Raw genomic sequence first — 20,671 nt, 5'->3', positions numbered from 1 at the left:
GGTCAGTTCTCCGTCTCGGCGTCGAGGGCTTGTGCGAGGGCGGCGACGGTGGAGTGGCGCAGCAGCGTGCGCAGATCGGCGCGGAGCCCCGCCGCCCGGGCGGCGGCGAGCACCGACAGCACCGTCAGCGAGTCGCCGCCCAGCTCGCGGAAGCGGTCGTGCACGCCGACGTGTTCGACGCCGAGCACGCGCCGCCAGACCTCGGCGAGCCGGCGCTCGGTCGCCGTCCTGGGGGGCGTGTGCGGGGCGCGTACGGGTGTGCTGTCCCGGTCGGCCGGGGCGGCGGCCAGGGCCTGCCGGTCGTACTTGCCGTTCTCCGTGAGCGGCAGCGCGTCGACGACGCGGTACGACACCGGCAGCAGTGGCTCGGGCAGCAGCGCGCGCAGCCCGTCGCGCAGCTCCGCGGCCGTCGGCGGCCCGTCCGGCCCCTCGGCGGGCACCACCCAGGCGACCGTACGACGGTGTCCCGAGGCGTCGGGCGGCGCGTCGACGAGGGCTTCGCGCACCCGGGGGCCGGTGAGCAGCGCGGCCTCGATCTCGGCGGGCTCGACGCGGTGGCCACGCACCTTGACCTGCCGGTCGGCCCGCCCGACGAACTCCAGCTCACCGCCCGCCCGCACCCGCGCAAGGTCCCCCGTCCGGTACAGCCAGGATCCCGGCGGACCGTACGGGTCGGGCACGAACCGCTCGGCCGTCGCCCCAGGGCGCCCCACGTACCCGCGGGCCAGCCCGGGCCCGCCGATGTGCACCTCGCCGACCACGCCGTCGGGCACGGGTGAGAGGTGCTCGTCGAGCACCCGCAGGGTGGTGCCGGGCAGTGCTCGGCCGAGCGGGACGAGGTCACGGGCGGCCGGTTCGGGGGCCAGCAGATGCGCGGAGGCGGCCACGGTGGCTTCTGTCGGGCCGTACTCGGCGATGAGGCGCGGGCCACCGTCGTAGGCCGCGAGCCGGGAGGTGAGGCGCTCGGCCCGGGCGGCGGGCAGGGCGTCGCCCGCGACGACCAGGAGGGGGGCGAGGCCGGCGAGCCGCTCGTCGTCGAGGTGTGCTTCGAGGAGGGCCAGGTGTCCGGGGGTCAGGCCGACGAAGGCGTAGGGCGCCCCGGCCGCGAGGAGCGCGCCGAACTCCGCGGGCTCCCATCGCTGCGGCAGCAGCCGCACCGGCTGCCCGGTGAGCAGCGGCGCGAAGAGCGCGGGCACGCCGAGGTCGGCGCCGACGGAGGTGAAGAACGGCGCGCCGCCCGCCGCGCCCCGCGCGTAGGTCCGAACAGCCCAGTCCAGGTAGTGGCCCAGCGCCCGGTGACTGACGGCCACGCCCTTGGGGCCGCCGGTGGATCCCGAGGTGTGCAGGACGTACGCGAGACGGTCGGGGTCGGGCTCGGGCACGCGCTCGGGAGGCAGGGGCGGCTCGGCGTCGAGGGCGCGCTCCTCCCCCGGCGCGTCCACGACGAGCGAGGGGAACGGGGCGACGCGGGGCACGTGCCCGGTGCCGGTGACGACGAGACGGCAGTCCGCGCCGGTGAGCAGCGTGTGCAGCCGGGCGTCAGGGACGCACGGGTCGAACGGCACGTACGCCGCGCCCGCCTTCCACACCGCCAGGAGGGCGGTGACGAGGTCGGGGCCGCGGTCGAGCAGCACGCCGACGCGGGTCTCGGGCCCGGCTCCCAGCGACCGCAGCCGGTGCGCCAACCGGTTGGCGCGGGTGTCGAGTTCGCCGTAGGCGACGGTGTCCCCGGTGGCGGTGGTGAGGGCGGTCGCCCCGGGCGTGCGGCGGGCCTGTTCCTCGAACGCGGTGAGCGCGTCCAGCGCCCGGGGCGTGCCGGGGTGCACGGGCAGGCCCGGGCCGAGCTCGTGCTCCTCGGGGTAGCCGCGCCGGGCGTCGCCGCCGGGGCCTGAGGCGGCCATGTCGGCGAGGACGGCACGGTAGAGCCGGGCCAGCCGACGGCCGCGCTCCTCGCGCAGGGTGCGGGTGTTCGCGGCGATGCTGAGCAGGCCGCGGGTGGGGGTGCCGACGACGACGGGGAACTCGTTGGGGCTGTCGTCCCGTGTGGCCGCCGTGTCCACGAGGCCGGTGTCGACCTGGTGGAAGTCGAGGTAGTGGAAGAGCACGTCGACCAGGTGCGGATCACCGCCGGGCACCCGCATCGCGGGCATCGGGAAACGCCGGTGCGGCCACAGCCCGACCTCGGCGTCGAAGACCTCCCGGACCAGCTCGCCCCAGTTCCGGGCCCCGCCGCGGTACGGGAACGGCACGGAGTTGAGGTACATCCCGGACACCCGGTCGGCGCCGCTGACCTCGGGGCGGGCGTCGATCACCATGCCGCCGCGGAAGGCGCGCCGCCGGGTGAGCAGGCTGAGCACCTTGCTGTGCGCGGCGTGCAGCACGCTCTTGTACGGCACTCCCGTCGCCGTGGCGAGCCGGCGCAGCCCCGGCTCCAGGTCGTCCAGGGGGATGTCGAGGCGGTACCGCTCGGCGGGCGCCTCGGGGTCGCCCGACCAGCCCCGGGGGATGCGGAACTTCTCGTACCGGTCGACGAGGTCGCGCCAGAACGCACGGTCCTCCTCGTCGTCGAGCGAGCGCAGTTCGGCGGCGACGAAGTCGGCGTAGCGCACGGCCGGCGCGGGCGGCGCGGGCTCGGGGTCCTGTCCGTCGCGCAGGCGCCGGTAGGCGCGGAGCATCTCCATGAGCTGGTTGTGGTAGCTCCAGCCCTCGATGACGGGGTGGCCCTCGGTGATGGACAGCCACCAGCCCGAGTCGTCCAGGACGTGTGTGGCCAGCCGCATCATGGGCGCAAGGGCCGGGTCGAAGAGCCGGGCCCGGTCGGCGTCGGAGTAGGCGTCGAGCACCTGTGCGTGCCGCTCCTGGGGAAGCGGGCGCAGGTCGTGGTGGCGGTAGGGCATCGACGCGGACGCGTGCACGATCTGCAGCGGCCGGGCGGGCCCGGTGAACGCGAACGAGGTGCGCATCACCTCGTGGCGCGCGACGACGAGGTCGGCGGCGGCCTGGAGGGCGACGGGGTCGAAGGGCCGGTCGTCGCGGATCCGGAAGGAGGTGACGTTGTGGTAGCGGTTCTCGCCGCTCGCGCCGTACATCTCCGCGAACATGCCCGCCTGGGTGCGTGAGAGCGGGTAGGCGTCGACGGCGTCGGCCGGCAGCGCCGCCCGCTCCTCCTCGGCGAGGAGGGCGAAGGGGGCGACGGGCGTGAAGCGCTCGGTGCCGCCTCCGCCGCCCTCGCCGAGCGCCTGGCACAGCCCGGCCACGGTGCGGTGCTCGAAGATGTCACGGACCGCGACGGGCCGCCCCCGCTCGCGCAGCGCCCCGGCGAGCGCGACGGCGCGCAGCGAGTCGCCGCCGAGGTCGAAGAAGTTGTCGTGCACCCCGATCCGGTCCAGGCCCAGCACCTCGGACCATACGGCGGCCATGGCGCGTTCCTCGTCGGTGCGGGGCGCGACGTGCTCGCCCACGGCCGCCGCCGCACGCCCGGGTGCCGGCAGCGCGGCCCGGTCGAGCTTGCCGTTCGCGGTCAGCGGCAGCGCCTCCAGGGTGACGAACGCCGAGGGGACCATGTACTCGGGCAGCGCCGCGCTCAGCACGTCGCGCAGGGCGCCGGGCGCGAGGCCGGCCGGGTCCGCGCCGGGCGCGGGGACGATGTACGCGACCAGGCGCTTGTCGCCCGGGGTGTCCTCGCGGGCGAGCGCGACCGCCTCGGCGACGGCCGGCAGCGCGGTCAGCGCGGTCTCGATCTCACCGGGCTCGATGCGGTAGCCCCGCAGCTTCACCTGGTGGTCCGCGCGAGAGACGAAGTCGAGGTTGCCGTCGGCGAGGACGCGGGCGAGGTCTCCGGTGCGGTAGAGCCGGGTGCCCGGCGGGCCGTAGGGGTCGGGAAGGAACCGTTCGGCGGTCTGGGCGGGGCGGCCGGCGTAGCCGCGGGCGAGCCCGATGCCGCTGACGCAGACCTCGCCCACGGCGCCGATCGGCACCGGCCGCAGCTCCTCGTCGAGGACGCGCATCGCGGTGTGCGGGATGGCCCGCCCGATGGAGACGAGTTCGGCCGTCTCGGGCCCGTCGAGGAAGTAGGCGGAGTTCCCGACGGTGATCTCGGTGGGCCCGTACTCGGCGGCGAGCCGGGTGCCGTCCGGGCCCGCCTTGCGCAGCCAGCGGTTGGCCAGGCGCCCCGTGAAGGAGTCACCGGCGGCGATCACGAGCCCGGCGAGGGAGGCGGCCTCCTCGTCGCCGAGCTGCTGGGTGAGCAGGTCGAGATGGCCCGGGGTGAGCTTCACGAAGGCGTACGGGGCGCCCTCGGTGAGCTGGGCGCCCAGCGTGGTGACGTCGGCGTCCTGGTCGAGCAGGTGCACCTCCCGGCCGGTCATCAGCGGGGTGTACAGGTCGGGCACGCCCAGGTCGAAGGCGATCGACGAGAAGAACGGCGCCCCGCCCTCACCGGCGCTCGCGTAGGCGTCGACGGTCCAGCCCAGGTAGTTGGCGAGGCCCCGGTGCGGGACCAGCACGCCCTTGGGGCGGCCCGTGGAGCCGGAGGTGTAGATGACGTACGCGAGGTGGTCGAGGTCGTACCCGCCGGGCGGGGGCGGGGGCGCGGGGTCCGGGTGGCCGTCGAGCGCGGCGCGCTCGGTGTCGTCGTCAAGGACCAGGAGACGGGCGCCGGTCCCGGCGAGCCGGTCGGCGTGGCGCCGTTCGGTGACGACGAGCGGGGCGTCGGTGTCGGCGACCATGTAGGCGAGGCGGTCGTCGGGATACCCGGGGTCGAGGGGCACGTAGGCGCCGCCGGCCCGCCAGATGCCCAGCAGTACCGCCACCATCTCGGGACCGCGGTCCAGCAGTACGCCGACGGTGCGTTCGGGGCCCACGCCGAGTTCCCGCAGCCGGTGGGCGGTCCGGCAGGACAGGGCGGCGAGTTCGCCGTACGTCATCCGGCGGTCGCCGTGCCGGACGGCCGTGGCGCCGGGGGTGGCGGCGGCCTGGCGGGCGATGGTCTCGTGCACGGGGCGCAGCGCCGCGGCGTCGAGCGGCCGGCGGGTGCCCACCGGGTCGGTGCGGCCGTGCAGCAGGAGGGCGCGTTCGCCGTCGTCGAAGAGGTCCAGGCCGGAGACCGGGGTGTCCGGCGCGGCGGTCGCGGCGGCCAGCAGCCGGGTGTAGTGGCCGGTCATCCGGCGGACCGTGGAAGCGTCGAAGAGGGCGGTGGCGTACTCCAGTGAGCCGTGGACGCTGCCGTCCGGGCGTTCCTGGAGGTGCATGGTGAGATCGAAGCGCGCGGTGCGTCCGGGCGCCTCGAACGGCGTCGCGTCGAGGTCCGGCAGGCTCAGCGGCTCGCCGGGCTCCGCCTTGGCGAGGTCGAACATCACCTGGAAGACGGGGGTGGTGGACAGGTCCCGTTCGGGCTCCAGGTCCTCGGCGAGCCGGTCGAAGGGCGCGGAGGCGTGGTCGAGGGCGCCGAGGACCGTGCCGCGGTTGCCGGCGAGGAGCCGTTCGAAGGCCGGGTCGCCGTCCCAGCGGGCGCGCAGCACCAGGGTGTTGTAGGCGTAGCCCGACATTCCGGCCAGCTCGTCGCGGATGCGTGCGGACACCGCGGTGCCGACGGCGATGTCGCGTCCGCCGGTGTGCCGGGACAGCAGCACCTGGAAGGCGGTGAGCAGCACGATGAACAGCGAGGCGCCGTGCTCGTCGGCGAGCGCCCGCAGGGCGCTCACCTGCGCCGGGCCGAGGGTGAACTCCTCGGTGGCGCCCGCCCAGGACCGTACGGGGGGCCGGGGCCGGTCGGTGGGCAGGTCGACGGGGCGCAGCCCGGCGAGGTGCCGCCGCCACCAGTCGAGGTCGTCGCGCACCTGCGGGCTGTCCTGGCCGGCGTTGCGCCAGGCCGCGTAGTCGGCGTACTGCACCGGGCGCGCCGCCAGCGCGGGGGCCCGGTCCTCGACACGGGCGCGGTACAGCTCGGACAGTTCCCTCAGCAGCAGCGGCTGGGCCACGGCGTCGCAGGCGATGTGGTGGACGACGAGGACGAGCAGATGGTCGTCGGCGGCGAAGCGGACCAGCCGGATCCGCATCGACGGCCGGGTGGCCAGGTCGACGGGCGTCAGCGACTGCTCTTCCACCAACCGGGCCGCCTCCGCCTCGCGCGCCCGGCGGGTCAGCCCGCTCCGGTCGAGCACGGCGAAGTCGGCCGGGCCCGGCGGATCGATGACCTGGCGGGGCTCGGTGCCGACGAGGGAGTAGCGGGTGCGCAGGATCTCGTGGCGTGCGGCGAGCAGGTCGCACGCCTCGCGCAGCGCGTCCGGCCGCAGCGGCCCGCGCAGCCGGTAGGCCGTGGTCAGCAGGTAGCCGGGGTCCTCGGGGGCGAGCTGGTGGAGGAACCACAGCTGCCGCTGCCCGGCGGACAGCGCCGGCGGCTCGTCCCGGGGCACGCGCGGGATGCCTCCGGGGGTGCGGGCCGCGGAGCCGGCGAGCCGGCGGCGCAGCAGTTCCTCGCGCAGGGTGTCGGCGTCGAGCGGGGTGGCCGACGCGCGGGTCTCGACGGGCCTGGTCACGTGTGGAGCTCCCTGTGTGCGGCGGCTAGTTCGGCGTCGCTGAGCGAAGCGATCTCGGCGCGTACGGCCTCTTCGACGGCTTCGGCGAGCGCGGCGACGGTGGGCCGGTCGAAGAGGACGCGCAACGGAAGCGCGACGCCGTACTCCTGCTGGACGCGGGCGATGACCCGGGCCGCGCGCACCGAGTCGCCGCCCAGCCGGAAGAACCCGTTGCGGGTGCCGACCCGTGGTCCCGCCCCGTCGGGGCTGGTCAGCACCTCGCTCCAGATCCGGGCGATGGTCTCCTCGACGACTCCGTCGGGGGCGACGTACGGCTCGTCGTCCGCGACGGCACTGAGGCCCGGCGCGGGCAGCGCGGCGGTGTCGACCTTGCCGTGCCGGGTCACCGGCAGGGCGTCGAGGCGGACGACGAGGGTCGGCAGCATGTAGTCCGGCAGACGGCGGGCGCAGTGGTCGAGCAGGGCGCCGGGCGGCGGCAGTTCGGCGCGGGCCGCGGGCACGCAGTACGCGACCAGGCGCGCGTTGTCGCCGGTGCCGTGGGTGACGACGACGGCCTCGCCGACGGCGGGGTGCTCGGCGAGCACCGCCTGCACCTCGCCGGTCTCCACCCTGCGGCCCCGGATCTTGACCTGCCCGTCGGCGCGGCCCGCGAAGACGAGGGTGCCGTCGGGCAGCGTTCGGGCCAGGTCGCCGGTGCGCAGCAGCCGGGCCCCGGGCGGACCGTAGGGGTCGGGGACGAGACGTTCGGCGGTCTCGGCGGGGCGGCCCGCGTAGCCGCGGAACAGCCCCCGCCCGCCGATGCACAGCTCACCGACCGTGCCCTGCGGCACCGGCCGCAGGAACGGGTCCAGGACACGGGCCGTGGCGAAGCCGTACGGGCGGCCGATGGCGACGGTCTCGGCGGTGCTGTCGGCCTCCCAGCGGGTGGCGGCGATGGCGGTCTCGGTCAGCCCGTACTCGTTGACGAACCGCTTCAGACGCCCCGCCAGGTCCCGGGCGAGGGCGGGCGGGCAGGGCTGTCCGCCGGTCTGGCCGACCAGGGGTCTGCTGCCGAGTCCGGCGTCGACGAGCATCCGCCACGTGGGGAAGGCCGCCTGGAGGTGCGTGACGCCATGCCGGTCGATCAGGCCGAGCAGCGCCGCGTGGTCCGCGGTCTCCTCGTCCCGGGCCAGCACGACCCGGCCGCCCGCGAGCAGCGGCATCACCAGTTCGGTGAAGACGATGTCGAAGGTGGGCGGCGCGAGCGCGAGCCAGGCGTCGTCGGCTCCCTCGCCGAAGCGCAGGTGGGCGCGTCCGGCCCGCAGCACCGAGAGGATCGCGCGGTGCTCGACGCCGACGCCCTTGGGGCGGCCGGTGGTGCCGGAGGTGTACATGAGGTAGGCGAGCCGCGCGGGGTCGCGTTCGAGCGCGGTGGGCTCGGCGTCGTTCACGCCGGTGTCGTCCACGCCGGTGTCGTCCACACCCGTCTCGTCGCCGTCCTCCTGGTCGGTGACGACCAACGGGCCCGTGTAGTACGGCCCGAGGCGGCGGGCGCCCTCCGTGTCGGTGAGGACGGCGGTGACCCGCGCGTCGGACAGGATGTGCGCGAGCCGCTCGTCGGGCGCCGCGCGGTCCAGCGGCAGGTGGACGGCGCCGGCCCGCCACACGGCGAGCGGCGCGGCGACGAGGTCCGGGACGCGGGGCAGCAGGACGGCGACGGTGCGTTCGGGTCCGGCGCCGAGCGCGCGCAGCCGGCGGGCGAGGGCGGCGGTGCGGTCCAGCAGCCTCCCGTACGGCCACTGTTCGTCGCCGCAGACCACGGCAACGGCGTCGGGGGCGCGCAGCGCGGACGCCTCGAACGCGGTGTACCCGCACACGTCGGGGCCGTCGTCGGTGTCCGCGTCCGGTCCCGGGGCGCCCAGCGCCAGCAGCCGGGCGTGCTCGTCCTCGGGAAGCAGGGCGAGTTCGGCGAGCGGCACGGCGGGGTCGGTGACGAAGGACTCCAGCAGCCGCGCCCAGCAGTCCGTCAGCCGGTCCACGGTCTCCGCGTCGAACAGCGCCTTCGCGTACTCGGCCCGCACCAGCAGGCTGCCGTCGGTGCGGCGCAGCACCACGAAGGTGAGGTCGGTGCGCGCCGACTGCCAGCCGTCGCGCAGCGCGGTGAGCCGGGCCGGCGAGCACGCGGTGCCGGTCCGCCCCTCCTCGTGGAAGTCGAACATCACCTGGTAGAGGGGAGTGCGGGAGAGGTCGCGCCCGGACTCCAGCTCCTGCACCAGGCGGTCGAAGGGAAGCTCCTGGTGGCTGAGGGCGTCCAGCACGGTGTCGCGTACCGACGCCAGCGCCTCCAGGACGTCGCCCTCGGTGTCCGTACGGCAGCGCAGCACGAGGTTGTTGAGGAAGCAGCCCACGGTCCGCGCCACCTCGGGCCGGTGCCGTCCCGCGACGGGCATGCCGACGGTGAGGTCCGTACGGCCCGTCAGCCGCGTCAGCAGCACCGCGAACGCGGTCAGCAGCGTCTGGTGGAGCGTCGCGCCCGCACCGCGGCCGAGGTCGGCGACCCGCTCGGCGAGACGGGCGTCGACGACCCGGGTGCGCAGCCCGCCGCGTCCGTCCCGGGCGGCCGGGCGGGGGCGCTCCGACGGCAGCTCCAGCGGGGTGACGCCGTCAAGAACGGCGCTCCAGTGGGCGAGCTCGCGCCGGATCGTCTCCGGGGTGAGGCGGTGGTTCTGCCGGACGGCGTGGTCGGCGTACTGCACGGGGACCGGCGGCAGGTGCGGCTCGCGGCCCTCGTGCAGGGCCGCGCCGAGGGCGCGCAGGTCCTCGTCGAGCAGGACCGAGGACCAGCCGTCGCAGGCGAGGTGATGGGCGGTCAGCAGCAGCGCGGCGGGGCCGTCCTCGTCCACGCCGTCCGCCGTACGGATCAGCAGGGCCCGCCAGACGGGGCCGTTCACCAGGTCGAAGCCGCGAGCCAGTTCCGCCGCGGTCAGCTCGCCCAGGGCCGCGGCGTCGCGGGCCTCGGCGACCCGCAGTTCCACGGGGTGTCCCGGCGGGTCCACGATCTGCACGGGGCCCTCGTCGCGCAGCGCGTAGCGGGTGCGCAGGATCTCGTGCCTTTCCGCGAGCCGTTCCAGCGCGGTGCGTACGGTCCGCTCGCTCCACTCGGCCGGCAGCCGCACCCACTGCGGCGTGGTCCACTCGGGCCCGCCGGGGTCGAGCTGCTCCAGCAGCCACAGCCCCTGCTGACCGGGCGACAGCGGCAGCCCCGCGCCGCGCGGTACGGGCCCGGGGGCGGCGGTGTCCGGCGGGGGCGCCGACGTCGTCCCGACGGGTGGCAGCGCGGCCTGCGCCGCCACGGTCGAGGTGGTGAACAGCTCCCGCAGTTCCGTCTCCAGCCCGGCCTGCTCACGCAACCGGGTGAGGAGGTCGGTCAGTTGGAGGGAGGAGCCGCCGAGCTGGAAGAAGTCGTCGTGTGCGCCGACGGACCCGGGGGGCAGACCGAGCAGCGCGGCCCAGATGTCCGCGACGGCGCGTTCGGCGGGGGTGCGCGGCGGGGTGGGCTCGGCGGGGTGGGCGCCGCCGGGACGACCGGTCGTCGAGGGGTCGGACAGCGCGGCGCGGTCGGTCTTGCCGCTGGGGGTCAGGGGCAGGGCCGCCAGCGGGACGAACACGGTCGGGATCAGCGTGTCCGGCAACCCCTCGCGCAGGAAGGCCCGCAGGTCACCGGGGGACGGCGCGGTGCCGCGCACCTCGATCCAGGCGGCGAGGCGCCGGGTGCCGCCGCTGCCGGTGACCGTGCCGACGACGGCGGCGGCCACACTCGGGTGCGCGACCAGGGCCGCCTCGACCTCGCCGGGCTCGATGCGCACACCGTTGACCTTGATCTGGTGGTCCAGGCGGCCCAGGTACTCCAACGTGCCGTCGGGCAGCAGCCGGACGCGGTCGCCGGTGCTGTAGAGGCGGGCGCCGGGTGGCCCGGAGGGGTCCGGAACGAAACGTTCCGCCGTGCGTGCGGGGCGGCCCAGATAGCCGAGGGCGACTCCGACGCCGCCCGCGTACAACTCGCCCTCGCCGCCCGGTGCCACCGGTTCGCCGCGCGGGTCGAGGACGAGCGCGCGCATGCCGCCGATGGGGCGGCCGATGGGCACGGGGCCCCGGGTGAGGGCCGGGTCGAAGCGGTGCTCGGTGATGTCGACGGAGCACTCCGTCGGGCCGTAAGTGTTCCAGATCTCCGCGTGCGGAACCCGGGCGAGCAGCCGGTGACACAGCTCGGCGTGGAGCGGCTCCCCCGCGCTGAAGATCAGCCGCAGCGCCTCGCACCCGTCCCACGTCGGCAGGTCCGCCAGCGCGCGCAGCACCGAGGGCACGCCCTGGAGCACCGTGATCCGCTCCCGGGCCACCGCGTCGAGGAGCGCCGCGGGTTCCCGCTCGGCACCGTGCGGCGCGAGCACGACCGTGCCGCCACCGACCAACGGCGCGAACAGCTCCAGTCCCGCCGCGTCGAACCCGACCGTCGTCTTCTGCAGCACCCGGTCACCAGGTCCCAGCCCGTGCCGCGCCACGAGCCACCGCACCCGGTTGGCGATCCCGGCGTGCGGGACCACCACGCCCTTGGGCCGACCGGTGGAACCCGAGGTGTAGAGCACGTACGCGGGCGCCGATCCGTCGGTGACATCCCCTCCGGACTGCCCGCCATCCCCGGCCCACCCGGCCGACCCGGCCTCCACGGGCTCCACGGGATGCTCTGCCGACCTGCGCCGCTCCGCCCGGCCCGCATCCTGCGGTGCTCGCGGTGTTGCCGGCCCCTCTGCCCGCTCCACTTCCTCGTCGGCGAGGGCCTCGTCCAGCGTCAGCAGTGGTACCGCGACGTGTGTACCGAGTGCGGGGCGGGCTGTGCGGTCGGTGATGACGACGGGGGTCTGGGCGTCGGTGAGCATCCAGGTGAGGCGGTCGGTGGGGTGGTCGGGGTCCAGCGGGAGGTAGGCGGCGCCGGTCTGCCACACCGCGAGCAGGGTGGCGACCAGGTCGGTACCGCGGCGCAGGCAGACGCCGACGACGGTGCCGGGCCCCACGCCCAGCGCCCGCAGGCGGCGCGCCAGTTCGTCGGACCGCCGCCGCAGCCCGGCGTAGCTGAGCCGGTCGGGTGTCGGGCCCGCGGCGACGACCGCGACCGCCTCGGGCGTGCGCGCTGCCTGCGCGGCGATCAGCTCGGGCAGGGGGACGTTCACGAAAGCCGCTCCATGCGGCGGCGCAGGCTCAGCGGGCGCATGTCCGACCACACCTCGTCGATCCGGGCGAGGCACTCCTGACGGCTGCCCTCGGTGCCCTCGGTGCGCCAGCCGTCCGGGAGCGGCCGGTCCGCCCACCAGATCGAGTACTGCTCCTCGTCGTTGAGCACCACGCGATAGGCACGTTCGCCGGTGCCGCTGTGGTCATCCATGAGTCATCCCCCTTGTGGCGCCTTGTCGAGCTGAATTCGACTGGGTTTCTTTCCGCCCGGTGATCGCGCCTGCGATTTCACCAGCGTTTTCGCCTGCGCGGCCCGGCTTTCTTTTCGCCGCGTGACCGTACGCACCGTTTCCACGCAGGGTCAACGCCCATGTCCCGCCGGCGGGACGCGCATTCAGAATTGCGCGTTGCCGACCGTGGCGAACACTTCCCTGATCCGGTCGGGATCGCCGCTCTCGGCGCAGGCGAGCAGCAGCAGCACGCGCGCCTTCTTCGGACTGAGATCGCCCGCGTTGATCAGCCGGAGCCGGTCCGTGTCGACCCGTGTCGCACCCGCGCCGTATCCGCCGGCGGCGACGAAGAGAACACCGTGGGACCGCTCGGCCTCCGACGCCGCCGCGAGTTGCCGGGGCGACGGCGTCCCGGCGATCACGATGCCACGCACCCCCGCTTCGGCACTCGCGGTGATGGCCTCGCCGCCCGCGTCCGCGTAGGTGGCGACGATCTCCACCCGCGGCAGTTCGTCGCACCCGGGCGCCGACAGGTCGAACGGAGCCCGTCCCTCCGGCAGCGCACGGGCCGGCGCGCGCTGGAGCCGGATCTCCCGCTCGTCCACGGTACCCAGCACCCCGAACTCCCGGGTGCCGAAGGCGTGCAGTCGCAGGGTGTCCGTCTTCGTCGCGTCCCTGGCCGGCAGGATCTGGTCGTTGAGCAGCACGGTCGTCCCGAACGGCCCGGTGCGGCCGCTCGCGGCGAGACGGACGGCGTTGTAGAGGTTGGCCGGCCCGTCGCTGCCCAGCACCGTCCACGGACGCATGGAGCCGGTGACGACGACGGGTTTGCCGCCGCCCACCGTCAGGTCGAGGAAGTAGGCCAGTTCCTCCAGCACCGCCGTGCCGCTGGTGACGACCACGGCGTCGGCCGTCCGCAGGTGCTTGCGCACCCGCTGGGCGAGGTCGCGGTGGTCGGCGATCGTGTACTCACCGGAGCTCTTGGTGCCGAAGTCCTCCACCGTCAGGTCGGCGACCTGGTCTATCTCCGGCCGGAGGTATTTCACCAGATCCACGACGGGAATTGCGCCCGCCGTATAGGTTTCGAAATCGGTGCGCCGCGCGGAGACGGCCGAGAGAGTGCCGCCCATTGCGATGAGAACGACTTCCGGTCTGCTGCTTCCCGCTGTCCCCCGGTCCGTGGTAAGAGAATTGTCGAGTTTCATGGCGTGCAGCATGACGCCCCACCGGCGAGAACGGCAAGGCCGGACAACCGGCGGCCATTTTCCGTCCTGCTGGCGGGACAGGCGCCCCTGATCGTGCTGTACGGTTCCGCCAATCCACCCCGGCAATATTCCTGCAATTGGAGGGTGTGCAATGCCCGAAAGTCCGAAGAGCGTCGTGATCGTGGGCGGCGGAACCGCCGGCTGGATGACGGCCTCCTATCTGCGGGTCGCGTTCGGTGACCGGATATCCGTCACCCTGGTCGAATCGAAGAACGTCCCCACGATCGGCGTGGGTGAGGCGACCTTCAGCACCGTCCGGCACTTCTTCGACTATCTCGGTCTGGAGGAGCGGGAGTGGATGCCCGAGTGCCAGGCGACGTACAAGCTCGGCATCCGGTTCGAGAACTGGCGGAAGCGGGGCGACCACTTCTACCACCCGTTCGAGCGGACACGGGTCGTCGACGGCTTTCCGCTGACCGACTGGTGGCTGGCGGGGAAGGCCGACGACGACAGGTTCGACAAGGACTGCTTCCTCATCGCCTCGTTGTGCGACGAGATGCGCTCGCCCCGCTTCCTGGACGGCACCCTGTTCGAGAACCGGCGCGCCGAGCCGACGATGTTCCGCACCACGCTGACGGAGCAGAACACCCAGTTCCCGTATGCGTACCACTTCGACGCCACGCTCCTGGCGAGGTTCCTCACCGGATACGCCACCGACCGGGGCGCCCGGCACGTCCTGGACGACGTGCTCGACGTGGTCCTGGGCGGCGACGGCACCATCAGCCATGTGGTGACCAGGGAACACGGCGAGCTGCACGGTGACCTCTTCGTCGACTGCACCGGCTTCCGGGGGCTGCTGATCAACCAGACGCTCGGCGAGCCCTTCGAGTCCTTCCGGGAGTACCTGCCCAACGACAGCGCGGTGGCGCTGCGGGTGCCGGTGGACATGGCCGAGCGTGGCATCCGGCCGTGCACCACGGCGACGGCCCAGGACGCGGGCTGGATCTGGACCATCCCGCTGTTCGGGCGGATCGGCACCGGCTATGTCTACGCCAGTGAGTACACGACGCCGGAGGAGGCCGAGCGCACCCTGCGGGAGTTCGTCGGTCCCGCGGCGGCGGACGCGGAGGCCAACCACATCCGTATGCGCATCGGCCGCAACCAGCGTTCCTGGGTGGGCAACTGCGTGGCCATCGGACTGTCCAGCGGCTTCGTCGAGCCGCTGGAGTCGACCGGCATCTTCTTCATCCAGAACGCCATCGAGCAGCTCGTCAAGCACTTCCCCGACGGGCGCGGCCACGAGGCGCTGCGCGACTCCTACAACACGCACATCGCCCACATGATCGACGGTGTACGGGAGTTCCTCGCCCTGCACTACTACGGTGCCGCCCGCTCCGACAACCAGTACTGGCGCGACACCAAGACCCGTCCGCTGCCGCCCGGCATGGCCGAACGCCTGCAGCGGTGGGGGGCCCGGCTGCCCGACACGGAGTCGGTCTTCCCCCACTACCACGGCTTCGAGCCGTACTCGTACCACGCGATGATCCTCGGTCTGGGCGGCCTGCCGGTGCGCCACTCCCCCGCGCTGTCCCTCATCGACGGCACCGCGGCCGCCAAGGAGCTGCAGGCGGTCCGGGACGAGGCGGCGGACCTGGTCGCCACCCTGCCCAGCCAGTACGAGTACTTCGCCCATCTGCACGGGCTGCCCCCGCACGAGCGCGCCGCCGGGCGGCGATGACCCGTGGCAGCGCGAAGAACGGCGCTCGACGCGGCGCCCTGTGCCTCACCGGACCGCTTCCGCGAGCTGATGTCCGCCTTCCCGACGGGGGTCGGGGTCATTACCGCGTTCCGCGCCGACGGCCGGCCCGTCGGGATGACGTGCTCCTCGATCTGCAGCGTCTCGCTGGAGCCGCCCACGCTGCTCGTCGCGCTGCGCAACGCGAGCCCCACCCTGGCGGCGGTGCTGGAGAGTTCGGTCTTCTCGCTGAACTTCCTCCACGAGGGAGCGCGCGAGGTCGCGAAGCTGTTCGCCTCCGGGGACGCCGACCGCTTCGACCAAGTGGACTGGCGCGACGACGGGACCTGCGGCGGCCCCCACCTCGTCCGCGCGGCCCACGCGAGGGCCGACTGCCGGGCCGTACGGCACGAGAGGGTCGGCGACCACACCGTGGTCTACGGCGAGGTCGCCGCGACCAGGGCGGGCCCGGGCGGCGGCCGGCCGGAGGCGATCCGGCCGGAGGCGATCCGGCCGCTGCTGTACGGCCAGCGGCGCTACGCCACCTGGCCCGCCGCCTGACGGTCCGCCCGCGGGGAGCCACCGTCACCGGCTCCCCGCCAACCGCTCCAGCTCCCCGACCAGTTCGTGCGGTCCCGGATACGCCGACACCTCCTGGCGCAGGGCCTCGGCGGCGCGGGCGTAGGAAGGCTCGGTCAGCAGCCGGGACAGCAGGTCGCGGACGGCCTCCGCGGTCGCCTTCTCCGCGTCCAGCGCCAACGCCCCGCCCCGGGCCGCCAGTCGCTCCGCCAGCACCGGTTCGTCACGGTCGTACGGCAGGAGCAGTTGGGGCACGCCCTGCAGCAGCGCGGTGCACAGGCTGCCGAAGCCGCCGTGGTGGACGATCGCGGAGCAGGTGGCCAGCAGGGGCTGCATCGGTACGAAGTCCACCAGGCGCACGTTGTCGGGGACCGCCCCCAGCTCGCGCCGGGTGGCCTCGGAGACGGTGGCGACGAGTTCCACGTCCAGCCCGGCCAGCGCGTCGACGACCGCCCGCGGTCCCACCGCGTGCTCGGTGCCGTACTCCCGTCCGCTGAGCCCCGTTGTCATCGCCACCCGGGGCCGCTCGGGCCGGGCCCACAGCCAGTCGGGGACGACGGAGGCGCCGCCGTACGGGGTGTAGCGCACGGGCAGGTAGGTGAGGTCGGCCTCGCTCTGCAGGAACGGGGGCATCATGTTCACCGAGAACTGGCCGGTGATCAGGTCCTCCGAGAACTCCGTGCCGTACTTGCGCGCGTACGCCGACAGCCACTGGGCCATCGGGTCCGAGGTGCGTTCCTCGGGCCGTTCGGCCTTGAGCCGCAGGAAGTGCTCCCGGGTGACGGCGAAGACGTCGACGTCGAACAGGACACGGCCGTGCGCCGCCCCGCACGCCTCGGCGGCGACGGAGGCGGCGTAGGTGGTGGGCTCCCACAGCACCACGTCCGGCTTGAAGTGCTGGGCGAACTCCACCAGTTCGGCCATCAGCGGCACATTGGTGATCTTGTGCCAGCGGGTGACCTGCACGGCGTACCCGGAGTGCAGTCGCTCCCAGGTGACGGCCGACTCGTCCTCGTCCGCGGCGCCGTAGGGCTCGGGCCAGCCGGCGACGCCATCGTCGATCCAGTCCGGGTCGCGCGACATGATCTGCCAGAGGTCGCGGTTGCTGCCGACCGGTACCGCCGTGAGTCCCGCCCGGGTGATCTCGGGGACGAACTTGGGCTGACTGGCGAAGCACACCTCGTGCCCCGCCGTCCGTAGCGCCCAGGCCAGCGGGGCCATGGCCAGGAAGTGGGTCTTCTCCGGGTAGCAGACGAACAGGACGCGCATCGGGCTCTCTTTCGGTGGGTGGTCAGCGGGTGGCGTGGATGCGGGTGAGCTCTTCGAGGCGCGGCACCAGCTCGTTGGGGGTGGGCAGCGCCCGGATCTCGTCGGTGAGCCGGGCGGCGCCCTGCCGGAACGAGGGGTCCTTCAGCAGCCGCTGCACCGCGTCACGGACGTTCTCTCCGGTGGCCTGACTGGTGTGGATCTCCAGCCCGGCGCCGGTCGCCGCGAGCAGCCGGCCCAGCAGCGGCTGGTCGTAGTGGTAGTGCAGGGCCAGCTGCGGCACCGGGGTGAGGCTGGTGGTGGCCAGGGTCGCCGCCCCCGCGTGGTGGATGACGACGTCGCAGGTCGGCACGAGGGCGTGCCAGGGGACGTAGGACACCAGGCGGGCGTTGTCCGGGACGTGCGTCAGCCGGCGCTGTTCGGATTCCGCGACCGTAGCGACGACCTCGATGTCCAGATCGCCCAGCGCGGACAGCACGTCCTGCACGGAGATGGTGTAGCCCGAGTACACCTCCGTGGCGCTCAGCCCCATGGTGAGCGCCACCCGAGGCCGCTTCGGCGCCTCCCACAGCCAGCGCGGCACCTCGGCCTTCCCGCCGTACGGCACGAACCGGACCCGCTCGTAGTCGAGTCCCGAGTCGATCTGGAGCGAGCGCGGCAACTGGTCGACCGTGAAGTGGCCGGTCGTGAGGTCCTCGGAGAACTCGAACCCGTAGGCGCGTCCGTACGAGGCGAGCCACTCACGCAGCGGGTCGTCCACACCGGCCGGGCCGTCCTGCTCCTTCATCAGCTCCAGGTGGCGCTGTCGTACGGCGCCGAAGACGTCGATGCCGAACAGCAGCCGCCCGTGCGCCGCGCCCACCGCCTTCGCCGCGACGGCTCCTGCGTACGCGGTGGGCTCCCACAGCACCAGCTCCGGCTGCCAGTGCCGGGCGAACTCCACCAGCTGGGAGACGAGGGGGAAGGTCTCCATCTTGTGCCAGTGCCGGACGGCCACCTGGTAACCAGACCGCAGGTACTCCAGCGACTCCTTCTCCGGGTGCTCCAGAATGTCGTACGGCTCCGGGATGCCCGCCCGTTCGGCCTCGGCCTGGTCGGGGTCCAGGCCGGCCAGCCGCCACTGGTCGCGGTTGCGGCCCACGGGCAGCGCGGTGAGTCCCGCCTCGGTGATGGTGTCGGCGAAGTCCGGCTGGGCCGCGAAGCGGACCTCGTGCCCGGCTGTGCGCAGCGCCCAGGCCAGCGGCACCAGATAGCGGAAGATCGTCTTCTCCGGGTTGGTGACGAAGAGGACGCGCATGGGGGTGACTCCTTCCCGACGGGATCAGTGGCCGTGTGCGCGGTTCTTGGCGGTGAGCTGTTCCAGTGCGGGGACCAGCGCGTTGGGGCTGGGCAGCGCGCGGATCTCGTCGCGCATGGCGAGGGCGCGCTCCCGGTAGGACGGCTCGTTCAGCAGCTTCAGCACCTGCTCGCGGACCACGGGTCCGGTGGCCCGGTCGGCGCGGACGGTCTCGGCGGAGCCCTGGGCCGCGAGGCGCCGGGCGAGCTCCGGCTCGTCGAAGTCCCACGGCAGACACACCTGGGGCACGGCGGCGAGGGCCGTGGTGAGCAGCGTGCCCGGTCCCGCGTGGTGGATGACGGCGGAGCAGGTCGGGGCGAGGGCGTGCAGGGGGACGTAGGACACGACGCGGACGTTGTCGGGGACCGTGCCGAGCTTGCTCTGCTCGGACTCGGCGATGGTGGCGACGACCTCGACGTCCAGGTCGGCGAGCGAGTCCATGATGTCCCGGACTCCGACGACGTAGCCGCTGAACCGGTTGGTCGCGGTGATGCCGAGGGTGAGTGCGACGCGCGGGCGTTCGGGCTCGCTCCACAGCCACTTGGGTACGGAGGCCGCGCCGCCGTAGGGCACGTACTGGACGGGCAAGTAGTCCAGGTCGGCCTCCAGTCGCAGCGAGTCGGGCAGCTGGTCGACGGTGAACTGGCCGGTGACCACGGACTCGTCGAAGTCGAACCCGTACTTCCTGGCGTAGGAGTCGAGCCAGTCGCCCAGCGGGTCCTCGCGCTGGTCCGCGGGACGCTCGGCGTTGAGCCGCAGGTACTGCTCGCGGGCCACGCCGAAGACGTCGATGCTCCACAGCAGCCGGCCGTGTGCGGCTCCGGACGCCTCGGCGGCGATGGCCCCGGCATAGGTGGTGGGCTCCCACAGCACGAGGTCCGGCTTCCAGTGCCGGGCGAAGTCCACCAGGTCGGCGATCATCGGGAAGTTGTCGAACCGGTGCCAGCGTCTGACGTGGTGCCGGTACCCGTCGCGCATCGCCTGCCAGTCGAGGTTCTCCGGCGCCAGCTCGGCCGCGTTGTAGGGGTCGGGCAGGCCCTTGCGGGACGCCTCGCGGGCGTCCGGGTCGAGTTCGGCGACGCGCCAGATGCCCCGGTTGCGGCCCACGGGTACGGCGGTCAGGCCGGCCTGGGTGATGGTGTCGACCAGCTCGGGCTGGCTGGCGACCCGGACGTCGTGCCCCGCGGTGCGAAGAGCCCAGGCCAACGGGACCATCACATGGAGGAAGCTCTTCTCCGGGTAGGTGGTGAGCAGAACGCGCATGCGGCTCCTTTTCCGGGTTCCGGTGGGGTGGGTGGTCAGCGGGTGGCGTGGCGGCGGGTCAGTTCTTCGAGGCGGGGCACGAGCGCGTTGGGGGTGGGCAGGGCCCGGATCTCGTCGGTGAGGCGGGCGGCGCCCTGCCGGAACGAGGGGTCCTTGAGCAGGCGCTGGACCGCGTCGCGGACGTTGTCGCCGGTGGCCCGGCTGGTGTGGATCTCCAGGCCGGCGCCGGTCGCGGCCAGGAGCCGGCCCAGCAGCGGCTGGTCGTAGTGGTAGTGCAGGGCCAGCTGCGGCACGGGCGTGAGACTGGTGGTCCCCAGGGTGGCCGCCCCGGCGTGGTGGATGACCACGTCACAGGTCGGCACGAGGGCGTGCCAGGGGACGTAGGACACCAGCCGGGCGTTGTCCGGGACGTGGGTGAGCCGGGCCTGCTCGCTCTCCGAGACGGTCGCGACGACCTCGATGTCCAGGTCGCCCAGCGCGGAGAGCACGTCCTGCATGGAGATCGTGTAGCCGTCGAAGATCTCGGTCGCGCTCAGCCCCATGGTGAGCGCCACCCGGGGCCGCTTCGGCGCCTGCCACAGCCAGCGCGGTATCTCGGCCTTCCCGCCGTACGGCACGAACCGCATCCGCACGTACTCCAGGCCCTCCGCCTCTATCTGGAGGCTGCGCGGGAACTGGTCCAGGGTGAAGTGCCCCGTGACCATGTCCTCGGAGAATTCGAAGCCGTACTTGCGCGCGTACCCGGACAGCCAGTCACCGAGCGGGTCGGTGTCGTCGTCGTGCTCCTTCATCAGCTCCAGGTAGCGCCGGCGTACGCCGCCGAAGACGTCGACGCCGAACAGCAGCCGGGCGTGAGCCGCCCCCACGGCCTTCGCGGCGATCGGACCGGCGTAGGTCAGCGGCTCCCAGAGCACCAGATCCGGCTGCCAGTGCCGGGCGAACTCCACCAGGTCGGTGATGATCGGGAAGTTGCTGATCCGGTGCCAGCCCTCGGTGGCCTTGGTCATGCCCGGCTTCAGGTACTCCCAGGTCGACTTGGCCGGATCCTCGAAGGCGTCGTAGGGCGCGGGCACGCCGACCCGCAGCGCCGCCCGGTCCTGCGGCCGGTGCGCGGTGATGCGCCACGGATTGCGGTCGCTCCCGAGAGGGACGGCGGTCAGCCCCGCCTGCGTGATGACGCGGGCGAACTCCGGCTGGCTGGCGACGACCACGTCATGGCCCGCGGTACGCAACGCCCAGGCGGTCGACACCATGTACTGAAAGATGGACTTCTCGGGATTGACGGCAAGCAGAACCCGCACGGGGCTTCCTCCAAG

At 73.7% G+C, this 20,671-nt stretch carries 10 protein-coding genes; 2 read left to right on the top strand and 8 right to left on the bottom strand.

Annotated elements, in window-relative coordinates:
* Positions 1-2: 2 nt before the first annotated feature.
* From ACIQWG_RS22815 to ACIQWG_RS22800, 4 genes are all read right to left on the bottom strand, one after another.
* On the bottom strand, positions 3-6,536 hold the full coding sequence (locus ACIQWG_RS22815) for an amino acid adenylation domain-containing protein (RefSeq protein WP_404098707.1): 6,534 nt from the start codon (positions 6,534-6,536) through the stop codon (positions 3-5).
* Entirely contained in the window at positions 6,533-11,740 is a 5,208-nt protein-coding gene (locus tag ACIQWG_RS22810; protein ID WP_404098705.1) for an amino acid adenylation domain-containing protein, read from the bottom strand. Before ACIQWG_RS22810 ends, ACIQWG_RS22815 begins: the two co-directional genes overlap by 4 nt.
* Positions 11,737-11,952, bottom strand: a complete 216-nt coding sequence (locus ACIQWG_RS22805; RefSeq protein ID WP_404098702.1) for an MbtH family protein — start codon at positions 11,950-11,952, stop codon at positions 11,737-11,739. The genes ACIQWG_RS22810 and ACIQWG_RS22805 overlap by 4 nt, the downstream gene beginning before the upstream one ends.
* Before the next feature lie 183 nt (positions 11,953-12,135).
* Positions 12,136-13,176 carry an asparaginase gene (locus ACIQWG_RS22800; RefSeq protein WP_404098700.1) on the bottom strand — a complete coding sequence of 347 codons (1,041 nt, stop codon included), beginning with the start codon at positions 13,174-13,176 and terminating at the stop codon, positions 12,136-12,138.
* A gap of 151 nt (positions 13,177-13,327) precedes the next feature.
* Here ACIQWG_RS22800 and ACIQWG_RS22795 point away from each other — a divergent pair, with 151 nt between their 5' ends.
* Together ACIQWG_RS22795 and ACIQWG_RS22790 are read left to right on the top strand one after the other, a co-directional pair.
* Positions 13,328-14,914, top strand: coding sequence for a tryptophan halogenase family protein (locus ACIQWG_RS22795; protein ID WP_404098699.1), 1,587 nt, complete (start codon positions 13,328-13,330; stop codon positions 14,912-14,914).
* A 3-nt stretch (positions 14,915-14,917) separates the two neighbouring features.
* A complete protein-coding gene (locus tag ACIQWG_RS22790) occupies positions 14,918-15,472 on the top strand; it encodes a flavin reductase family protein (protein ID WP_404098697.1) in 555 nt (184 codons plus the stop codon).
* Between the two features lie 24 nt (positions 15,473-15,496).
* Here the strand turns inward: ACIQWG_RS22790 and ACIQWG_RS22785 are convergent, their stop codons facing one another.
* The 4 genes from ACIQWG_RS22785 to ACIQWG_RS22770 are packed head-to-tail and all read right to left on the bottom strand — an operon-like array spanning position 15,497 to position 20,656.
* Positions 15,497-16,759, bottom strand: a complete 1,263-nt coding sequence (locus tag ACIQWG_RS22785) for an activator-dependent family glycosyltransferase (protein ID WP_404098694.1) — start codon at positions 16,757-16,759, stop codon at positions 15,497-15,499.
* 22 nt (positions 16,760-16,781) lie between these two features.
* Complete coding sequence (locus ACIQWG_RS22780; protein WP_404098692.1) at positions 16,782-18,053, bottom strand: activator-dependent family glycosyltransferase; 1,272 nt, start codon at positions 18,051-18,053, stop codon at positions 16,782-16,784.
* 24 nt (positions 18,054-18,077) lie between these two features.
* Complete coding sequence (locus ACIQWG_RS22775; RefSeq protein ID WP_404098689.1) at positions 18,078-19,355, bottom strand: activator-dependent family glycosyltransferase; 1,278 nt, start codon at positions 19,353-19,355, stop codon at positions 18,078-18,080.
* Between the two features lie 35 nt (positions 19,356-19,390).
* Positions 19,391-20,656 (bottom strand): activator-dependent family glycosyltransferase, encoded by a 1,266-nt coding sequence (locus ACIQWG_RS22770; protein ID WP_404098687.1) that lies wholly within the window; start codon positions 20,654-20,656, stop codon positions 19,391-19,393.
* Positions 20,657-20,671 lie beyond the last annotated feature (15 nt).

Origin of the sequence: Streptomyces sp. NPDC098781 (assembly GCF_044759995.1) — a bacterium.
Classification (GTDB): Bacteria; Actinomycetota; Actinomycetes; order Streptomycetales; family Streptomycetaceae; genus Streptomyces.
This window is presented reverse-complemented; position numbering and strand designations above follow the sequence as displayed.